The following is a 16,805-nucleotide window of genomic DNA, read 5'->3' on the forward strand; positions in this document are numbered from 1 at the left end:
CCGTCGTCAGAGGGCCAGTCGGCTGAAGTCGGAGTCCAGCCGCACTGCCTGCACCTGCGGCGCGGTCCAGTCGCGGATCCAGTCGGCGAACAGGGCCTCTGGCATCGGCTTTGCGACGAAGTAGCCCTGCGCCTCGTCGCAGCCCAGCGCCTGCAGCAGCTTCCAGGCCTTGGCGGTCTCGATGCCCTCGGCTACCACGTTCAGGCCCAGGTTATGGGCCAGGTCGATGGTGGATCGCACGATCTTCGCGTCGTCGAGATCGCGTTCCATGTTGAAGACGAAGCTCTGGTCGATCTTCAACTCGTCGACCGGCAGTCGCTTGAGGTAGGCGAGCGAGGAGTAGCCGGTCCCGAAATCGTCGATCGACAGCTTGAAGCCCATCGCGTGAAGCCGCTCCAGTGTCTGCAGGGCACGCTGCGGGTCGTCCATGATCGCGCTCTCGGTGATCTCGAGGCACATCGAGTTCGGGTTCAGCGACAGGGTGTCGATCAGGCGCTGCATCTTGGCCGACAGGTCCTGGTCGAGCAGGTCGCGGGTCGACAGGTTCACCGAGATCTTCAGCGCCGGCGCACCGGCGTGCAGCTGGCGCAGCACCATCGCGCTGCGCTCGATCATCCAGCCTGTGAGCACGCGGATGAAGCCGGTCTGCTCGGCGAAGGGAATGAACTTGGCCGGCGGCACCAGGCCGCGCTGCGGGTGCTGCCAGCGCACCAGCGCCTCGGCGCCCAGCACCGCGCCGGTGGCGAGCGAGATCTTCGGTTGCAGGTAGAGGCGCAGCTGGTCGCGGTCGACCGCGGTGCGCAGCTCGCTCAGCAGCGACAGCGACTCGTCGCTGCTCATGTCGAGCGCCGCGTCGTAGACCTTCACGCCCAGCTGATGCTGCTTGGCCGCGTACATCGCCAGCTCGGCGCGGCTGACCAGCGTGTCCGCCTCGACGCCGTGCGCGGGGCAGCAGGCGATGCCGATGCCGGCGCTCAGGTCGACGGTGTGGTCGTCCAGCGAGATCGGGCGTTCGAAGGCGCGCTGGATGCGCTGCGCGATGCCGAGCGCGAGCGCGATGTCGGCGCTCGGCATCAGCATCACGAACTCGTCGCCACCCAGACGCGCCACCACATCGTTGCTGCGCCGTGCTTCCTGCGTCAGCCGCTTCGCGACCTCCTGGAGCAGACGGTCGCCGAAGCGATGGCCCAGGACGTCGTTGACGTGCTTGAAGCGGTCGAGATCGAGCATCAGCACGGCGCAGGGTTCGTCATGGGCCTGTGCATGCAGGATCGCGGCCCGCAGGTCGGCGCGGAACTGCTCGCGGTTCGGCAGCTGCGTGAGGCCGTCTTCGAAGGCCAGCCGGCGCACTTCGCCTTCGCGCTCGCGCACGGCCAGACGCATGGCCTCGAAGGCCTGCGCCAGCTCGCCGATCTCGTCGTCCGTGCGCACCGGTACCGCCTGTTCGTAGTCGCCCTGGCCGAGCCGGCGCGCCGAGCCGGCCAGCGTCTTCAGCGGCGTGGTGATGCGGCGGGCCGTGAAGACGCTGACGACCGCGAACACCGCGATCGCCACCACCGTGAAGGCCAGCAGGAGCCACTGCAGGCGCCGATAGGGTGCGGTGGCCTCGTCCAGCGAACGCATCAACACGGCGACGGTCTGCGGCTCGCCTTCACGGCCGAGCGGCATGTCGCGGGCCAGCAGGTGCCCACTGACGCGGCTGCCGCTGTCATCGCTCAGCGTCAGGGTCGCGTGGCGGTCCTTCAGCGACATCTGGCTGGTGGCCTGCGTCGCGCGCGCCGCCAGCCATTGCTCGACGAGCTGCGGCGAGGCTGCCGGGCCCAGGGTGGACTGCAGCACGTCCCAGCGCGGTGGGCTGCCGCGCTGCGTGAGCAGCGCGACGTCGATCGACGACAGCTGCTGCATCTCCTGCAAGAGCCCTGCCTCGATGCGAAAGCCCATCGCGACCCAGCCGATCGTCAGCGGTGCCTTCACCGGCACGGCCACCAGTTGGTAAGGTTCACCGTCCAGCATGACCAGGCGCTGCGTCACGTCGGGGTCGGTGGCCAGCTGTCGCAGCGTCGGCAGGAAGCGTGCGGCGCCGTCGTGCGTGGCGGCCTTCAGGCGGAACTGGGCGTCGGTGAACATGGCCAGACTCGCGCCGATGCGGTCGCCCTGGTTGGCCAGCGCCGAGGCCAGCGTTTCGCCGTCGTTGCTCGCCACGGCGGCGCGGAAACCGAAGTCGGATGCCAGCAGTCGCGCTGCATCGGTGAGCCGTCCGGCGTTCTGCGCCAGCAGGCGCTCGAACACCCGTTCGGCCGTGCGCAGCTCGGCGTTGACGGCGGACCGGGCGTTGACGCTGATGCTGTTGCCGATCAGCAGCAGGCTGGCCAGCTGCACCACCAGCAGCAGGCCGAGGAACAGCGCGACGATGCGGAACTGCAGCCGCTTCGGTGTCAGGAAGGCCGGCAGCGGCATCTCAGGGGGCTTTCGCGTTCAGCTTCACCGCAGCGGCAACGGGCGCGCTGCCGACCTTCAGCGGCTGGACCGGCGCGAGCACGTCCACGCCCAGCAGCGCGTGCCAGGTCTGCAACTGGTGGTCGCCGGCGGGCAGCTCGAGCTGCGCGCGGCCGCTGCCGTCGGTGCGGGCGAAGTACGGCGTGTCGACCACCCGCACATACGCCGTCATCGTGTCGTGGATGTTGCAGCCGAGGGCCGCGGTGCCGGGCTTGTCGAACACCACGGGCGCGGCCGGCGTGCCGGCATAGAGCTTGAGTTCGAAGGTCTTGATCGGCGAGAACGAATAGACGTGGTGCCGCACCGTGTCGAAGTTGGGGAAGCTGACCGCCGTGCCGGTCTGCACGGCCAGCACCGTCGGTGTGAAGCGCCGGTTCTTCTGGCCCAGCTCGGCGCTCGTGCCCGCGGGCGCGTGGGTCGGCGTGCCCTTCACCTGCACCGCGACCACGGCGTCGGCGAGCGGCGCGCCCTGTTCGTCGGTCACGGTGACCACCAGCGGCACGGCATGGACCGGCAGTCCGGCGAGCAGCAGCCACAGGGGGATGAACCGGCGGGACGGACAGCGACGCAGCATCAGGGGCTTCATGGGGCGGACAGCGGGCGAGGTCGGCCGATCCAGGCCGGCCGACGCGCATGATGCGCGAGCGGGGCCGTCGGAGCCTCAGCAAGGGATATCGACCGCTCCTGCGCCATCTGTAGGCGAGGCGAACGCGCGCGACTCGTCACGCGCGTTCCGTGCCGGTCGCCTCAGGCCTGCAGCACGAGCCGCTGCGACGTGGCGCCGCGTGGCAGGTTGGCGGCCTGCATCGACCCCGCGAGCTGCAGTGCCAGCCGCTGCAGGCCGATCCAGGGGTCCTGTGGCCACTGCGGGTGCTTCAGGCCCTTGACCAGGCCATCGCAGACGTGAGCGGCCTCGATCAGCTGCTCGATCGTGCCGTCGCCGAGCCGCGGCAGCGCGCGTTCGAAGAGGCGCTCCTTGAGGCCCCAGATGCGGTTCTCGCGCAGCGCCATCGGCAGCGGCTTGCCGGCCGCGACGGCGTCCTTGCAGCGCCGCAGCGCACGGATGTCCTCGGCCAGCGTCCAGTGCACCAGCACGGCGGCCTCGCCCTCGGCGCGCAGGCCGTCGAGCATGCGCAGCACGCGCGAGACCTGGCCGGCCAGCACGGCCTCGCCGAGCTTGAAGACGCTGTAGCGCGCCACATTCAGCACCGCGGCCTCGACCTGTTCGAAGCTCAGCTCGCCGGCGGGGTACAGCAGGCCGAGCTTGGTGAGCTCCTGCTGGGCGGCCAGCAGGTTGCCCTCGACGCGGTCGGCAAAGAAGGCCAGCGTGCGCTGCCCCTCGTCTGCGGCGGCGACGCGCTGGTTCTGCGCCGCGAGGCGCTGCGCGATCCACTGCGGCAGCGCCTGGCGCTCCACCGGGTCGAGCCGCAGCGTCACGCCGGCCGATTCGAGCGCGCCGAACCAGGCACTACCCGATTGCTGGCGGTCCAGGCGCGGCAGCGTGATCAGCGTCACCACGCCCTCCGGCAGGTGCTCGCAATAGTGCTGCAGCGCCTGCGAGCCGTCCTTGCCCGGCTTGCCCGACGGAATGCGGATCTCGACGATCTTGGCCTCGGCGAACAGGCTCATCGAGCTGGCTGCGCCGAGCAGCGAACTCCAGTCGAAGTGCGCACCGGCCACGTGGTGCACCTCGCGCTCGGTGTGCCCGGCATCGCGCGCGGCGGCGCGGATCGCGTCGCTCGCCTCCAGCGCCAGCAGCGGCTCGTCGCCGTGCAGCGTGTACAGCGGGCGCAAGCCCTTCCTCAGATGCGCATCGAGCTGGTCGGGCTTGATCTGCATGCAGGTGCGGAACCGGTGGGGTGCGCCGTGCTCAGGGGGCCGGCACCGCGGCGAGCTGGCGCATCACCTGGTCGACGATGTCGCTCTGCATGCCGCGGTAGAGCATGGCCTCTTCCTGTTCCTTGGCGAGTGCGTTGGTCTCGTTGTAGCTCATGTCGCGGCTCAGCAGCAACTCGGTGTCGCGGATCAGCAGTCGGCCACCCGGCGTGCGCAGGCGAAAGCGCAGCCGCGTGCGCAGCGTGAACTCGCGCACCTGGCCGGCGGCGGTCTGTGCGGCGACCGACTTGTCGCGCACGTCCTCCAGCGCTTCGAGCACCACCTGGGCCTGCGCCGGAGACTCGACCACGCGGGTCGTGCCGCTGGCCTCGATGCTGCGCCGCAGCTGCTCGGTGAACGGCGAGCGCTGCGGGAAGCCGACCAGCTGCACCGTCGAGAAGCTCAGCTTCGGCGGGCGGCGCAACTGGAAGCCGCAGCCGGACAAGGCAAGGGCGGACAGCGCGAGCGCGGCCTTCAGCGTGGTGCGACGGTGCAGAGGCGACATGCGGCTCACACCACCACGTTGACCAGCCGGCCGGGCACCACCACCACCTTCTTCGGCGTGCGGCCCTCGGCGAACTTCGCGAGCTCGGGGCTGGCCAGCGCGGCGGCCTCGATCGCAGCCCTGTCGGCCGACGCGGGCACCGTCAGCGCGCCGCGCAGCTTGCCGTTGACCTGCAACACCAGCTCGATCTCGTCCTGCACCAGCGCCTGCTCGTCGACCGCCGGCCAGGGGGCGTCGAGCAGGTCGCCGTGCGCCGCGGCGTAGCCGAGGTCCTGCCACAGCGCGTGGGCGATGTGCGGCGCGGCGGGATACAGCGCGCGCAGCAGGATGCCCAGGCCTTCCCGCAGCGCGGCGCGGTCGGCAGCGGCGTCGGTGAGCACGGCGCTCTCCAGCGCATTGAGCAGCTTCATCGCGCCGGAGACGACGGTGTTGTACTGCAGCCGGTCGTAGTCGTGGCTGACCTGGCGCAGCAGCAGGTGCACGTCTCGCCGCAGGTCGACGGCACCGCGCGAGGCGCCGTCGAAGTCGGTGCCGGCGGCCTGCACGGCCTCGCGCTGCTTCGTCGCGAAGGCCCACAGCCGGCGCAGGTAGCGGAAACTGCCCTCGGCACCGGAGTCCGACCAGGCTGCACTCTGGTCCGGCGGGCCCGCGAACATGGTGAACAGGCGCGCGGTGTCGGCACCGAACTTCGCGATGATGTCGCGCGGCTCGACCACGTTGTTCTTCGACTTCGACATCTTCTCGATGCCGCCCAGCTGCACCGGCTGGCCGTCCTCGCGCGCGGTGGCGCCGATCGGGTGGCCCTTGTCGTCGAACTGCACCTCCACTTCGCTCGGGTAGAACCAGCGCTTCTTGCCCGAGGCCTCCTCGCGGAAGTAGGACTCGTTGAGCAGCATGCCCTGGGTGAAGAGCTTCGTGAACGGCTCGTCGAAGCTCACCAGCCCGCAGTCGCGCATCGCCTTGGTCCAGAAGCGCGCGTACAGCAGGTGCAGCACTGCGTGCTCGATGCCGCCGATGTACTGGTCCATCGGCATCCAGTAGTCGTTGCGCGCGTCGACCATCGCCTCGTCGCTGTCGGGGCAGCAGTAGCGCATGTAGTACCACGACGAATCGACGAAGGTGTCCATCGTGTCCGTCTCGCGCTTGGCCGGTGCGCCGCACTTCGGGCAAGCCACGTTCAGGAAGGCGGCGCTCTTGTTCAGCGGGTTGCCCGAGCCGTCGGGGATCAGGTCCTCGGGCAGCAGCACCGGCAGGTCCTGCTCGGGCACCGGCACGTCGCCGCACCCGGGGTTGTCGGACTCCGGTCCCGATCCGGTGCAGTGGATGATCGGGATCGGCGTGCCCCAGTAGCGCTGTCGACTGATGCCCCAGTCGCGCAGGCGCCAGGTGGTCTTCTTGTCGCCAAGGCCCTGACCTGCCAGCGCCTTGGCCACCGCGTCGACCGCGACCGGGTAGCTCAGGCCGCTCAGGTTGCCGGAGTTGATCGTCACGCCGCGCTGCTTGTCGGTGTACCAGTCCTGCCAGTGGTCGTAGCTGAAGTGCTCGCCGTCGACGTGCACCACCTGCAGGATGTCGATGCCGTATTTCCTGGCGAACGCGAAGTCGCGCTCGTCATGCGCCGGCACGCCCATCACGGCGCCATCGCCGTAGCCCATCAGCACGTAGTTGCCGACCCACACCGCGATCGGCGCGCCGCTCAGCGGGTGCTTCACGAACAGGCCGGTGGGCCGGCCTTCCTTGTCCTTGGTGGCCAGTTCGGCCTCGGTCGTGCCGCCGGCTTGGCAGGTCTCGATGAACGCGGCAAGCTCCGGGTCGGAGGCGGCAGCATGCGTCGCCAGCGGGTGCTCGGGCGCCACCGCGCAGAAGGTCACGCCCATGATGGTGTCGGCGCGCGTCGTGAAGACGTGCATCAGGCCGTCGCCGATCAGCGCGCCGCTCGCGTCGCGGATCTCGTGCGGGAAGGCGAAGCGCACGCCGGCGCTCTTGCCGATCCAGTGCTCCTGCATCAGCCGCACGCGCTCGGGCCAGCCGTGCAGGAAGCCGGGGCTGGCGGGGTCGGCGACGTTGGCGAGCAGCTCGTCGGCGTACTGCGTGATCGCGAGGTAGTAGCCCGGGATCTCGCGGCGCTCGACCGGCGCGCCGCTGCGCCAGCCCTTGCCGTCGATCACCTGCTCGTTGGCGAGCACGGTCTGGTCGATCGGGTCCCAGTTCACGACCTGGGTCTTCTTGTAGGCAATGCCCTTCTCGAGCAGCTTCAGGAAGAACCACTGGTTCCACTTGTAGTAGCCCGGGTCGCAGGTGGCGACTTCGCGCGACCAGTCGAACGCCAACCCGAGCGGCTGCATCTGCGACTTCATGTCGGCGATGTTGTCGCGCGTCCACTGCGCCGGCGCGACCTTCTTGTCGATCGCCGCGTTCTCCGCCGGCAGGCCGAAGGCATCCCAGCCCATCGGCATCAGGACGTTGTAGCCCTTCATGCGCAGGTAGCGAGCCATCATGTCGTTGATGGTGTAGTTGCGCACGTGGCCCATGTGCAGCTTGCCGCTGGGGTAGGGCAGCATCGAGCAGGCGTAGAACTTCGGGCGGTTCGCGTCCTCGACGATGCGGTGCGCGTCGCGCGCGGTCCAGTGCGCATGCGCGGCGGCTTCGATCGTGCCGGGTTCGTAGGAGGAGGCGGGGGCTGGATGCGGGGTGCTCATGCAGGGCACGGGCGCTGCGACGGCGCCGTCTCGGAAAAGTCGATGGATTCTAGGGCGCGGCCCGTCGAGCACGACGGCCGCACCGCGGCGCTCAGTTCGAGGCGGGCCGCGCGGCCTCGGTGGGCTGTGCGACGAAGGCGATGCGGTTCAGGCCGGCGCTCTGCAGCCGGCCGATCAGCGCGGCCACGCGGCCGTAGGGAACCGACTGGTCGGCGCGCAGCTGCACCTCCAGGCCGGGTTGGCGCCTTGCAGCCTCACGGATGCGGGCGTCGAAGGCGTCGTCGGCCAGCGCCTCGTCGCCGAGATGGAGCGCGCCGTCCGGGGTGAGCGCGACACTGACGAAGCTGGGTGTGTCGCTCGGCGTCGCGGCATCGGTCCGCGGCAGATCGAGACGCAGGCTGGAGGTCATCAGCGGGGCGCTGATCATGAAGATCACCAGCAGCACCAGCATCACGTCGATCAGCGGCGTCATGTTGATGTCGCTCATCGGCTGCGGCAGCGCGGTGCGCTCCAGGCGACCAAAGGCCATGGCGGCTCAGCCTCGCTCGGTGCCTGGGCGGGGCGCCGAGGCGTCGTCGAGCAGCATCTCGCGCAGGTCGTGGGCAAAGCCCTCGAGCTCGGCCTCGCAGGCGCCGACCAGCTTGCCGAACACGTTGTAGGCCAGCACGGCGGGGATCGCGACCGCGAGGCCGGCCGCCGTCATGACCAGGGCTTCGCCGACCGGGCCGGAGATGCGATCGATGCTCAGGTTGCCGGCGGCGGCAATGCCGAGCAGCGCGTGGTAGATGCCCCAGACGGTGCCGAACAGGCCGATGAAGGGCGCCGTCGCGCCGATCGACGCGAGCAGCACCTGGCCGAATTGCAGCTGCATCAGCACCCCATGCAGGGCGTCGCGCAGGCGGCGCGTGAGCTGCGAGGCGCGCGCGCCGGCGGCCTCGAGCGTGCCGCTGCGGGCGGACTGCAGCCCGGCGTCGAGCAGGGGCACCAGCGCCGCCTCGCGATCGAAGGTCTGCAATTGCGTGCGGGCCGTTGTCAGATCGGGCGCGGCCCAGAACGCCGGCACGGCACGCGCGAGGTCGGCACGCACCCGGCGCAGCAGCCAGGACTTCCAGAAGATCAGCACCCACGCGCTGATCGACATCAGCAACAACAGCGCGGCGACGAGGCGGGTGATCGCATCACCCTCGGCCCAGAAATGCAGGAGACCGCTGGTCACGTCGCCGCGAGGCCCAGCACGGCCTCCATGCCGTAGAGGCCACGCTGCTGGCCGGCCAGGAAGCGTGCCGCGCGCAGGCTGCCCTGGGCGTAGGTGGCGCGGCTGCTGGACTTGTGCGTGATCTCGATGCGCTCGCCGGTGCCGGCGAACAGCACCGTGTGATCGCCGACGATGTCGCCGCCGCGCACGGTGGCGAAACCGATCGTCGACGGGTCGCGTTCGCCGGTCACGCCTTCACGGCCGTAGACCGCGCAGGCCTTCAGGTCGCGGCCGAGCGCGTCGGCCACCACCTCACCCATCTTCAGCGCGGTACCGCTGGGGGCATCGACCTTGTGGCGGTGATGGGCCTCGATGATCTCGATGTCGTAGCCGTGGCTCAGCGCCTTGGCGGCGGTGGCCAGCAGCTGCAGCACCACGTTCACGCCCACGCTCATGTTCGGCGCCATCACGATCGCGATGTCCTGCGATGCCGCAGCGATGCGGGCCTTGCCGGCCTCGTCGAAACCGGTGGTGCCGATCACCAGCTGCACGCCGAGCTCGCGGCAGGCCTGCAGGTGCGCCAGCGTGCCTTCGGGACGCGTGAAGTCGATCAGCACCTGGGCGTTCGCGAGCCCGGTGCGCAGATCGTCGGTGATGGCCACGCCGCTGCGCTGCCCGAGGAAACCGGCGGCGTCCTGCCCCAGCTGGGGGCTGTCGGGGCGGTCGAGGGCGCCCGCCAGCACGCAGTCGTCCGAGGCCAGCACGGCCTCGATCAGCATGTGGCCCATGCGGCCGGTGGCGCCGGCGATCGCGATGCGGCGCCGTTCGGCAGCGGCCGTCGGCCTCACGGCGCCGCCTCCAGCGGCGGGTACTCGCGGGCCGGGCCCTGCGGCGCGCTGCTCGGCTCCGGCACGCGGCCCTTGGCCGGAACCGGCAGCGCCTTGAGCTGTTCGTCGTTCAGGGCCAGGGTGGGCGCCTTGCCGCCCTTCGTGCTCTTGGTGTCGATCGACGAGACGAAATCGCGCTCGCTCGGCAGTTCGTCGGCTTCGAAGGACTTCATCGTGTCGCCGTCGAACAGCACGGTGACGCGGCGCTGCTGGTAGGCCGCGCCCGGGCGCCGGATCGTGAACACGTAGTCCCAGCGGTCGGCATGGAAGATGTCGGCGAGCAGCGGCGACCCCAGCGTGTCACGGATCTGGGCCCGTGTCATGCCGGGCTTGACGGCAGCGGCCATCTCCTGCGTCACGACATTGCCCTGAACAACCTCGACGCGATAAGGGGTGATCAACCCGAACAGGGTGTCCGACGTGGAGCGCATCGAACCGCAGCCACCGAGCACGAGAGGCGCCAGCAGCAGGCAGAGGGCGCGGATGTGGGACGAAGAAGGCATGGAAATCGGTGCGGCAGGCGGGGCCGCTGCGAGAGCGACGGGGTGCCCGCCGCACCAGGGCTGCAGGCTCGATATCATCCAAGAATTCTAGTGGAGCCCACCTGCTCCGAGGACATGCCGATGACCACCCATGCCGAAGACCTCAAGAGCAGCGGGCTCAAGGCCACCTTGCCGCGCCTCAAGATCCTCGAGGTGTTCCAGACCTCGACGGTGCGCCACCTGACGGCCGAGGACGTCTACAAGCACCTGCTGGCCGACGGCTCGGACATCGGTCTGGCCACGGTCTACCGGGTGCTGATGCAGTTCGAGCAGGCCGGCATCCTGTCGCGCAACCACTTCGAGTCGGGCAAGTCGGTGTTCGAGCTCAACGAGGGCAAGCACCATGACCACCTGGTGTGCGTGGTCTGCGGACGTGTCGAGGAGTTCTACGACGCCGAGATCGAGAAGCGCCAGGTGCAGATCGCCCGCGAGCGCGGCTACGAACTGCAGGACCACTCGCTCGCGCTCTACGTGATCTGCGGGCGCGACGGCTGCAAGGGCAGCAACCCGCCGCGCTGACCAGCGCTCAGATCGGCTCGTCGCCTTCCATCGCGATGCGGTGGCGTGCGATGAACTCCTGGTAGGTGTCGATGCCGCGCAGCTTCAGGATGGTGTTGCGCACCGCGGCCTCGACCAGTACCGCGAGGTTGCGGCCGGCGTCGACCGCGATCACCGCCTTCAGCACCGGCACGTCGAGCACGTCCTCGTAGAGCGGCTCGTAGGGCAGGCGCTCGAAGTCGCGTTCCATCGTCTCCTTGCGCACCAGGTGCACGATGAGCTTGAGTCGCATCTTGCGACGCACCGCGGTCTCGCCGAAGATCGCCTTGATGTCGAGCAGGCCGATGCCGCGCACCTCGAGCAGATTGAGCAGCAGGTCGGGGCAGCGGCCTTCCAGAGCGGTCTGCGACACCCGGTAAAGATCGACCGCGTCGTCCGCCACGAGTCCATGGCCGCGCGAGATCAGTTCCAGACCGAGTTCGCTCTTGCCCAGGCCGGACTCGCCGGTCAGCAGCACGCCCAGGCCGAGGATGTCCATGAACACGCCGTGCCGCGTGGTGCGGTCGGCGAAGTGCTGGCTCAGGTGGGCGCGCAGCACGTCGATCACGTGGCCGGCGGACTCCTCGGTCACGAACAGGGGGATGTCGGCGCGTTCGCACATCGCGACCAGCCGGTCCGGCGGCGTCTGCTGGTCGGCCACGATCACCACCGGCGGCTCGAGCGTCACGATGCGCGAGATGCGGCGTTCCTGGTCCTCCGGTGGAACGTCGACGAGGTAGCGCACCTCGCGTCGACCGACGATCTGCACGCGATAGGGGTGGATGTAGTTCAGGTAGCCCACCAGGTCGGCCGCCGACTGGGCGTCGCGCACCGCGACCTCGTCGAAGCGGCGCTCCGGATGGGCGTGGCCGGCCAGCCATTCCCAGCGCAGCGCGGCGCGGTGGGCCTCGAACAGCGCCTCGGCGCTGATGACGGTGGGCTTCATCGACTGCCTCGGATCGCGCCGGCCGTTGCGAAGCAAGGCACGCGCGGACACGGTGCCGCAGGACGAACGGATTGGGGCTTCATCGACTGCCTCGGATCGCGCCGGCCGTTGCGAAGCAAGGCATGCGCGGACGCGGTGTCGCAGGACGAACGGGTTGGGGCTTCATCGACTGCCTCGGATCGCGCCAGCCGTTGCGAAGCAAGGCATGCGCGGACGCGGTGTCGCAGGACGAACGGGTTGGAGCTTCATTGCATCGCCCCGGAGCAGGCCGGCTGCGCCGCTCGAGCCGGGGCCGGCAGGTCGCTCACGCGACCGACTTCAGCGGTTCCCAGTTGGCAATCAGCTCGTGGAGCTTGGCGGCGTCGGGCTCGGTCTTGAGCTTGTCGCGCAGGGCCCGGTCCGACAGCAACTCGGCAATCTCCGAGAGGATCTCGAGATGGCGCTGCGTGGCCGCTTCCGGCACCAGCAGGAAGATCAGCAGTGACACCGGCTCGTCGTCCGGCGCGTCGAAGCCGATCGGCTGCTGCATGCGGATCACCGCCGCGAGCGGGTTCTTCAACCCCTTGATCCGGCCATGCGGGATGGCCACGCCGTGACCCAGACCGGTCGAGCCCAGGCGCTCGCGGGCGAACAGGTTGTCGGTGACCGTCGCCCGCGCGATCGCGTGTCGGTTTTCGAACAGCAGGCCCGCCTGCTCGAACACACGTTTCTTGCTGGTGGCGTCCACATCCACCAGCACATTGCTGGCGGGCAGGATGGCGGAGAGACGGTTCATCTAGGGGCAGCGCCGGTTTCGACGGAAAGGAGCCTTGGCCAGCGCTTCGCAACAAACGAGTGACAAATTATAGGAAGGAGGCCGGCTCAGAAGCTGGGGCGAGCCCTCCAGTCCCCGCGATGAGGTGCCTGCGGTTGCGGTGCGGCAACGACTTCCTGCCCGATCGAAAAGAACAAAGCGGCCCGCAGGCCGCTCCTTTATGTTCCGCGATCCTTGCGGTGGGCTTACTGGAGATCCGGCGCGTCGAGGCGCTTGGCCGAGGCGTGGTGGTGATCTTGCACCCTGTCCTTGTGGCGGCAGACCTGGCGGTCGAGCTTGTCCATCAGATCATCGATGGCGGCGTACAGATCCTCGTGGGCCGATTCGACGAAGATGTCCTTGCCCTTCACATGCACGTTGACCTCGGCCTTCTGCCGCTTTTCCTTCTCCTTCTGCTTCTCCACGCTCAGCAGGACATTGATGTCGACGACCTGATCGAAATGTCGAGTGACTCGGTCCAATTTTGTAAGTACGTACTCACGCAGAGAAGGCGTCACTTCGAGATGGTGTCCGCTGATCGTCAGGTTCATAAGTTCGCCTTTCACTGAGGGTTGAGAAGGAAACCGGCGACGCCGGGGCAGGGCAAGCCGTGCCTCGACGGTCCGGATCAGTGTGCGCCCGACGCTGCAGCGTGACAAGCCGATGACCGAGCCGGGACAGGGCCGCGGCGGGCTCGGCGCCATGGCGCGAATGCCATAATCCGCCGGTTTCGTTGTCGGAGCTTCCGTTGGACACCACCCCACCTCGGTGACCGTCCACTCCAACCGCTTCTGCGCCACTTCGGGTGGCGCGATACCGCAGGGAGTGAGACGGTGATCTCACTTCCCAAGCCGACCCCGAGCCCAGCTTCCGGGGTCGAATCCGCGGCGCGTCGGCCCGCGCGGTCGTTGGAGTTCGCATGCTGAACGTCTTCACACTCGCCAATGGGCGGCTGTTCCAGGAAGAAATCGAGAGCGCGGCAGCGCTCGCCCACGTGCAGCCGGTGTGGGTCGACCTGGAAAGTCCGACGCCCGAAGAGAAGGGCTGGCTGGCCGGTCGCTTCGGCCTGCACATTCCCGAGAACATCGTCGACGACGATCTGGAGGAGTCCGCCCGCTTCTACGAGGAAGACAACGGTGAGCTGCACATCCGATCCGACTTCCTGATCCACGACGAGGCGACTCGAAATGTCCGCGTGGCGTTCATCCTGCACGACAAGGTTCTTTTTTCGGTGCATGCCGAGGACCTGCCGGTGTTCCGCCTGCTGCGCCTGCGGGCGCGCCGCACGCCGGCGCTGATCGAGGATGCCAAGGACGTGCTGCTCAAGCTCTACGACGCCGACGCCGAGTACTCGGCCGATTCGCTCGAGGGCATCTACGACGAACTGGAGAAGGTGTCCTCGCGCGTGCTGCAGTCGGAGGTGAACGACCAGACCGCCGCCGAGGTGCTGGCTGCCATCGCGCGGCAGGAAGACTTGAACGGGCGCATCCGCCGCAACGTGATGGACACGCGGCGCGCGGTCAGCTTCATGATGCGCAGCCGCCTGCTCAATGCCGAGCAGTTCGAGGAGGCGCGCCAGATCCTGCGCGACATCGACTCGCTGGATTCGCATACCGCCTTCCTGTTCGACAAGATCAACTTCCTGATGGACGCCATCGTCGGCTTCATCAACATCAACCAGAACAAGATCATCAAGCTGTTCTCGGTGGCCAGCGTCGCGCTGCTGCCGCCGACGCTGATCGCCAGCATCTACGGCATGAACTTCAAGGCGATGCCTGAGCTCGACTGGAGCCTGGGCTACCCGTTCGCGCTGGCGCTGATGCTCGCCTCGGTGATCGCGCCGTTCTGGTACTTCCGTCGCAAGGGCTGGCTGTGACGGCAGCGCGGCGCGTCCGCGCTGCCGGCCCGACGCGATGAGCCCGGACGCCTCCGAGGGCCGCGGGCTCTGGCGCGTCGGCGCGGGCACGACGCTGGTGGTGCTGGCCTTCAGCGTCGTCAATCCGGTGCTCGCCGTGACCCTGCAGCGCCGGGGCGTGAATGCCGGTGCGATCGGCCTGTTCGCGATGCTGCCCTTCCTGACGGTGGCCACGATGATCCCGGTGATGCCACGCGTGTTCGCACGCATCGGCGTGATCCGCGCCTACCGCGCCGGCCTGGTGCTGGGCGTGCTGTCACTGGCGGGCTATGCACTGACCGACAGCTATCTCGCTTGGTGTTGCTGGTCGGTGCTCGGCGCGCTCGGTGCGGCGGCCGAATGGAACGGCACCGAGGCGCTGATCGCCTTCAACGCGCCGCCGGCTCGGCGCGGCCGCTTCACCGGGCTGTACCAGACCGCGCTGGGCGCAGCTCTCGCGGTCGGTCCCTTGCTGCCCGGTGCGCTGCAGTGGCTGTTGCCCGTGGGGCAGCCTCTGCACACGGTGTGGCTGCTGTGGGGCGCCGCTGCCATCTATGCGCTGGCGCTGGCGGTCACGGCCGGACCCGCGGTCGGCCGCTTGCGGGCCTCGCACAGCGGCGCCGGCCACGACAGCCTTCGGGCCGCGCTGCGCGCACGTCCTGCGCTCGTGTGGATCGCCTTCGCGGGCGGGGTGTTCGAGGCGGGCCTCGGCGGCATCACCGCGGCCTATGGATCCCAGCTCGGCATGTCGCTCGGTGTGGCGACGTCGATCGCCGGCGCGCTGGGCGTCGGCAGCTTCGCGTTGCAGTACCCGGCCGGCTGGCTGGCGGACCACGCGCCGGTGCGGCGGGTGTTCGGCGTCGCCGGTGCCCTGCTGCTGCTGTCGGTGCTGGCCTTCGGTCTGGCGCCCCGTGCGGCCGCGCTGTTCTGGGTGGCGGCCTTCCTGTGGGGGGCGGTCGGCGGGGCGCTCTACACCCTGACGATGGTCCGCGTGGCACATGAGTTCACCGGACGCTCCACCATCGCCGGCACCGCGGCGATGATCACCGGCTACACGGCCGGCGGCGCTGTCGGGCCCGCGGTCAGCGGCCTGATGCTCGAACGCTGCGGCGTGCCGGGGCAGTCGCTGTGGCTGGCCGCGCTCGCCGTCAGCGTGATCGCCGTGGCGCTGCGCATGCACGCCGCATCCGACGAGCGTTGAGCCCTCAGCGGCTCGCGCGGCGCTTCAGCCAGCGCATCAGAGCGCCGATCGCGGGCAGCTTCTCGTACAGCTCCTCGGCGGCATCCCAGTAGTCGCGATGCAGCGCGATCCGGCCGTCGGCGGCAAAACGAAGGTGCGAGGCACCGCGCACCTTCTGCAGCTCGTAGCGGTAGCGCTTGAAGCGGAACAGGAAGTCCCAGGTCAGCAGGCACTGGTCGCCTTGCACGACGGCGTCCTGCACCACGAAGCGCGGTTCGTCGAGTGCATCGAACATGTGCGCGAACACCGCCTGCACGGCGGCCAGGCCCTCGACCTCGTTGAACGGATCCTTGAACAGCGCATCGTCGGTGTAGATCTCGCCCAGGCGCGGCACATCCTCGCGGGTGAGGAGCTCGAAGCGTGCGATCACGCGCGCCACGCGAGCGTCGTCGGTGGAGGCCGGCATCACAGGCCCGTGGCGCGGCGCACCGCCTTGAAGTACAGGCCGTCGCCGACGTGGCTCAGCAACTTCATCCACAGCGTGAAGCGCTTCGGGAAGTGCAGCTCGAAGGCACCCGCGGCCCAGCCCCCGAGGATGGCCTGCGCCGCCTGCTCGGGGGTCAGCAGTGCCGGCATCGCGAAGTCGTTCTGCGCCGTCAGCGGCGACTCGACGAAGCCGGGGTTGACGATCGACACGCCGATGCCCTTCGCATGCAGGTCGAGGTAGAGCGTCTGCGCCAGGTTGATCAGGGCCGCCTTCGTCGGCCCGTAGGCCAGCGAGTTCGGCAGGCCGCGGTAGCCGGCCACGCTGCCGACCAGGCTCAGGTGGCCCCCTGAGCCGGCCGCGGCCTGCCCGAGCAGCGCGGGCAGCACCGCGTCGACCAGATGCAGAGCGCCGACGTAGTTGACCTGCTGGTGCAGCAGCATCTCGTCGAGGTCGAAGGCGGTGGCACGCTGCGGCTTGTAGTGGCCGGCGCAGTACATCGCGAGGTCGATGCGGCCCATCAGGCCCTGCACGCGGCGGGCCGCAGCCTGCACCGCTGTACGGTCGGTCGCGTCGAGCACCACCGCATGGCTGCCGGGATGCTCTTGCACGAAGCGCTCGAGGTCCGCCGCCTTGCGGGCCGACACCACCACGGTCGCGCCCTGCGCGTGCAGCGCCGACGCGGTGGCGCGCCCGATGCCGCTGGAAGCGCCGACCAGCCAGGCGAGCTGGCCGGACCACTCGGTGAGAGGAGGGTTCAGGGACATCGAGG

Annotated in this window: 17 protein-coding genes; 3 read left to right on the forward strand and 14 right to left on the reverse strand. The window is 69.2% G+C overall.

Features of this window, described 5'->3' with window-relative positions:
* Window positions 1-6 precede the first annotated feature (6 nt).
* The 9 genes from ASC67_RS11925 to ASC67_RS11965 form a co-directional block, all read right to left on the reverse strand.
* On the reverse strand, window positions 7-2,457 hold the full coding sequence (locus ASC67_RS11925) for a bifunctional diguanylate cyclase/phosphodiesterase (protein ID WP_056320352.1): 2,451 nt from the start codon (window positions 2,455-2,457) through the stop codon (window positions 7-9).
* 1 nt (window position 2,458) lies between these two features.
* Window positions 2,459-3,082: a methylamine utilization protein gene (locus ASC67_RS11930; protein WP_200946893.1), complete on the reverse strand. Its 624-nt coding sequence runs from the start codon at window positions 3,080-3,082 to the stop codon at window positions 2,459-2,461.
* A gap of 161 nt (window positions 3,083-3,243) precedes the next feature.
* Complete coding sequence (holA, locus tag ASC67_RS11935) at window positions 3,244-4,335, reverse strand: DNA polymerase III subunit delta (RefSeq protein WP_056320357.1); 1,092 nt, start codon at window positions 4,333-4,335, stop codon at window positions 3,244-3,246.
* A 31-nt stretch (window positions 4,336-4,366) separates the two neighbouring features.
* Window positions 4,367-4,876 (reverse strand): LPS assembly lipoprotein LptE, encoded by a 510-nt coding sequence (lptE, locus tag ASC67_RS11940; protein WP_011827818.1) that lies wholly within the window; start codon window positions 4,874-4,876, stop codon window positions 4,367-4,369.
* 5 nt (window positions 4,877-4,881) lie between these two features.
* Window positions 4,882-7,575, reverse strand: a complete 2,694-nt coding sequence (leuS, locus tag ASC67_RS11945; protein WP_056320362.1) for a leucine--tRNA ligase — start codon at window positions 7,573-7,575, stop codon at window positions 4,882-4,884.
* 91 nt (window positions 7,576-7,666) lie between these two features.
* Window positions 7,667-8,104, reverse strand: a complete 438-nt coding sequence (locus ASC67_RS11950; RefSeq protein WP_056320367.1) for a biopolymer transporter ExbD — start codon at window positions 8,102-8,104, stop codon at window positions 7,667-7,669.
* Window positions 8,105-8,110: 6 nt separating this feature from the next.
* Window positions 8,111-8,776 (reverse strand): MotA/TolQ/ExbB proton channel family protein, encoded by a 666-nt coding sequence (locus tag ASC67_RS11955; protein ID WP_056320913.1) that lies wholly within the window; start codon window positions 8,774-8,776, stop codon window positions 8,111-8,113.
* 11 nt (window positions 8,777-8,787) lie between these two features.
* Window positions 8,788-9,618: a 4-hydroxy-tetrahydrodipicolinate reductase gene (gene dapB, locus ASC67_RS11960; protein ID WP_056320372.1), complete on the reverse strand. Its 831-nt coding sequence runs from the start codon at window positions 9,616-9,618 to the stop codon at window positions 8,788-8,790.
* Window positions 9,615-10,160 carry an outer membrane protein assembly factor BamE gene (locus ASC67_RS11965; protein ID WP_056320377.1) on the reverse strand — a complete coding sequence of 182 codons (546 nt, stop codon included), beginning with the start codon at window positions 10,158-10,160 and terminating at the stop codon, window positions 9,615-9,617. The genes dapB and ASC67_RS11965 overlap by 4 nt, the downstream gene beginning before the upstream one ends.
* A gap of 120 nt (window positions 10,161-10,280) precedes the next feature.
* On the opposite strand from ASC67_RS11965, the gene fur reads away from it, so the two are divergent.
* A complete protein-coding gene (gene fur / locus ASC67_RS11970; protein ID WP_056320917.1) occupies window positions 10,281-10,718 on the forward strand; it encodes a ferric iron uptake transcriptional regulator in 438 nt (145 codons plus the stop codon).
* 7 nt (window positions 10,719-10,725) lie between these two features.
* Here fur and hprK read toward each other — a convergent pair whose 3' ends face one another.
* The 3 genes from hprK to hpf form a co-directional block, all read right to left on the reverse strand.
* Window positions 10,726-11,682, reverse strand: a complete 957-nt coding sequence (gene hprK / locus ASC67_RS11975) for an HPr(Ser) kinase/phosphatase (RefSeq protein ID WP_056320383.1) — start codon at window positions 11,680-11,682, stop codon at window positions 10,726-10,728.
* Window positions 11,683-11,986: 304 nt separating this feature from the next.
* Window positions 11,987-12,457, reverse strand: coding sequence for a PTS sugar transporter subunit IIA (locus ASC67_RS11980; protein WP_056320386.1), 471 nt, complete (start codon window positions 12,455-12,457; stop codon window positions 11,987-11,989).
* 224 nt (window positions 12,458-12,681) lie between these two features.
* Window positions 12,682-13,026 (reverse strand): ribosome hibernation-promoting factor, HPF/YfiA family, encoded by a 345-nt coding sequence (gene hpf / locus ASC67_RS11985; RefSeq protein WP_056320393.1) that lies wholly within the window; start codon window positions 13,024-13,026, stop codon window positions 12,682-12,684.
* Window positions 13,027-13,394: 368 nt separating this feature from the next.
* On the opposite strand from hpf, the gene corA reads away from it, so the two are divergent.
* Entirely contained in the window at window positions 13,395-14,351 is a 957-nt protein-coding gene (gene corA, locus ASC67_RS11990; protein WP_056320397.1) for a magnesium/cobalt transporter CorA, read from the forward strand.
* A 37-nt stretch (window positions 14,352-14,388) separates the two neighbouring features.
* Complete coding sequence (locus ASC67_RS11995) at window positions 14,389-15,570, forward strand: MFS transporter (protein ID WP_056320401.1); 1,182 nt, start codon at window positions 14,389-14,391, stop codon at window positions 15,568-15,570.
* Window positions 15,571-15,574: 4 nt separating this feature from the next.
* On the opposite strand, the gene ASC67_RS12000 is transcribed toward ASC67_RS11995, so the two are convergent.
* Complete coding sequence (locus ASC67_RS12000) at window positions 15,575-16,015, reverse strand: nuclear transport factor 2 family protein (RefSeq protein ID WP_056320406.1); 441 nt, start codon at window positions 16,013-16,015, stop codon at window positions 15,575-15,577.
* Entirely contained in the window at window positions 16,015-16,800 is a 786-nt protein-coding gene (locus tag ASC67_RS12005) for an SDR family oxidoreductase (protein WP_056320410.1), read from the reverse strand. Before ASC67_RS12005 ends, ASC67_RS12000 begins: the two co-directional genes overlap by 1 nt.
* Window positions 16,801-16,805: the final 5 nt, after the last annotated feature.

Source organism: Methylibium sp. Root1272 (genome assembly GCF_001425905.1).
In the GTDB taxonomy this organism is placed as follows: Bacteria; Pseudomonadota; Gammaproteobacteria; order Burkholderiales; family Burkholderiaceae_C; genus Methylibium.

What these genes read in the sequence shown, in the direction of transcription:
- ASC67_RS11925 (WP_056320352.1), bottom strand. Translation starts at nt 2,457, where the DNA reads ATGCCGCTGCCGGCCTTCCTGACACCGAAGCGGCTGCAGTTCCGCATC.
- ASC67_RS11930 (WP_200946893.1), bottom strand. Translation starts at nt 3,082, where the DNA reads ATGAAGCCCCTGATGCTGCGTCGCTGTCCGTCCCGCCGGTTCATCCCC.
- holA (WP_056320357.1), bottom strand. Translation starts at nt 4,335, where the DNA reads ATGCAGATCAAGCCCGACCAGCTCGATGCGCATCTGAGGAAGGGCTTG.
- lptE (WP_011827818.1), bottom strand. Translation starts at nt 4,876, where the DNA reads ATGTCGCCTCTGCACCGTCGCACCACGCTGAAGGCCGCGCTCGCGCTG.
- leuS (WP_056320362.1), bottom strand. Translation starts at nt 7,575, where the DNA reads ATGAGCACCCCGCATCCAGCCCCCGCCTCCTCCTACGAACCCGGCACG.
- ASC67_RS11950 (WP_056320367.1), bottom strand. Translation starts at nt 8,104, where the DNA reads ATGGCCTTTGGTCGCCTGGAGCGCACCGCGCTGCCGCAGCCGATGAGC.
- ASC67_RS11965 (WP_056320377.1), bottom strand. Translation starts at nt 10,160, where the DNA reads ATGCCTTCTTCGTCCCACATCCGCGCCCTCTGCCTGCTGCTGGCGCCT.
- fur (WP_056320917.1), top strand. Translation starts at nt 10,281, where the DNA reads ATGACCACCCATGCCGAAGACCTCAAGAGCAGCGGGCTCAAGGCCACC.
- hprK (WP_056320383.1), bottom strand. Translation starts at nt 11,682, where the DNA reads ATGAAGCCCACCGTCATCAGCGCCGAGGCGCTGTTCGAGGCCCACCGC.
- ASC67_RS11980 (WP_056320386.1), bottom strand. Translation starts at nt 12,457, where the DNA reads ATGAACCGTCTCTCCGCCATCCTGCCCGCCAGCAATGTGCTGGTGGAT.
- hpf (WP_056320393.1), bottom strand. Translation starts at nt 13,026, where the DNA reads ATGAACCTGACGATCAGCGGACACCATCTCGAAGTGACGCCTTCTCTG.
- corA (WP_056320397.1), top strand. Translation starts at nt 13,395, where the DNA reads ATGCTGAACGTCTTCACACTCGCCAATGGGCGGCTGTTCCAGGAAGAA.
- ASC67_RS11995 (WP_056320401.1), top strand. Translation starts at nt 14,389, where the DNA reads ATGAGCCCGGACGCCTCCGAGGGCCGCGGGCTCTGGCGCGTCGGCGCG.
- ASC67_RS12000 (WP_056320406.1), bottom strand. Translation starts at nt 16,015, where the DNA reads ATGCCGGCCTCCACCGACGACGCTCGCGTGGCGCGCGTGATCGCACGC.
- ASC67_RS12005 (WP_056320410.1), bottom strand. Translation starts at nt 16,800, where the DNA reads ATGTCCCTGAACCCTCCTCTCACCGAGTGGTCCGGCCAGCTCGCCTGG.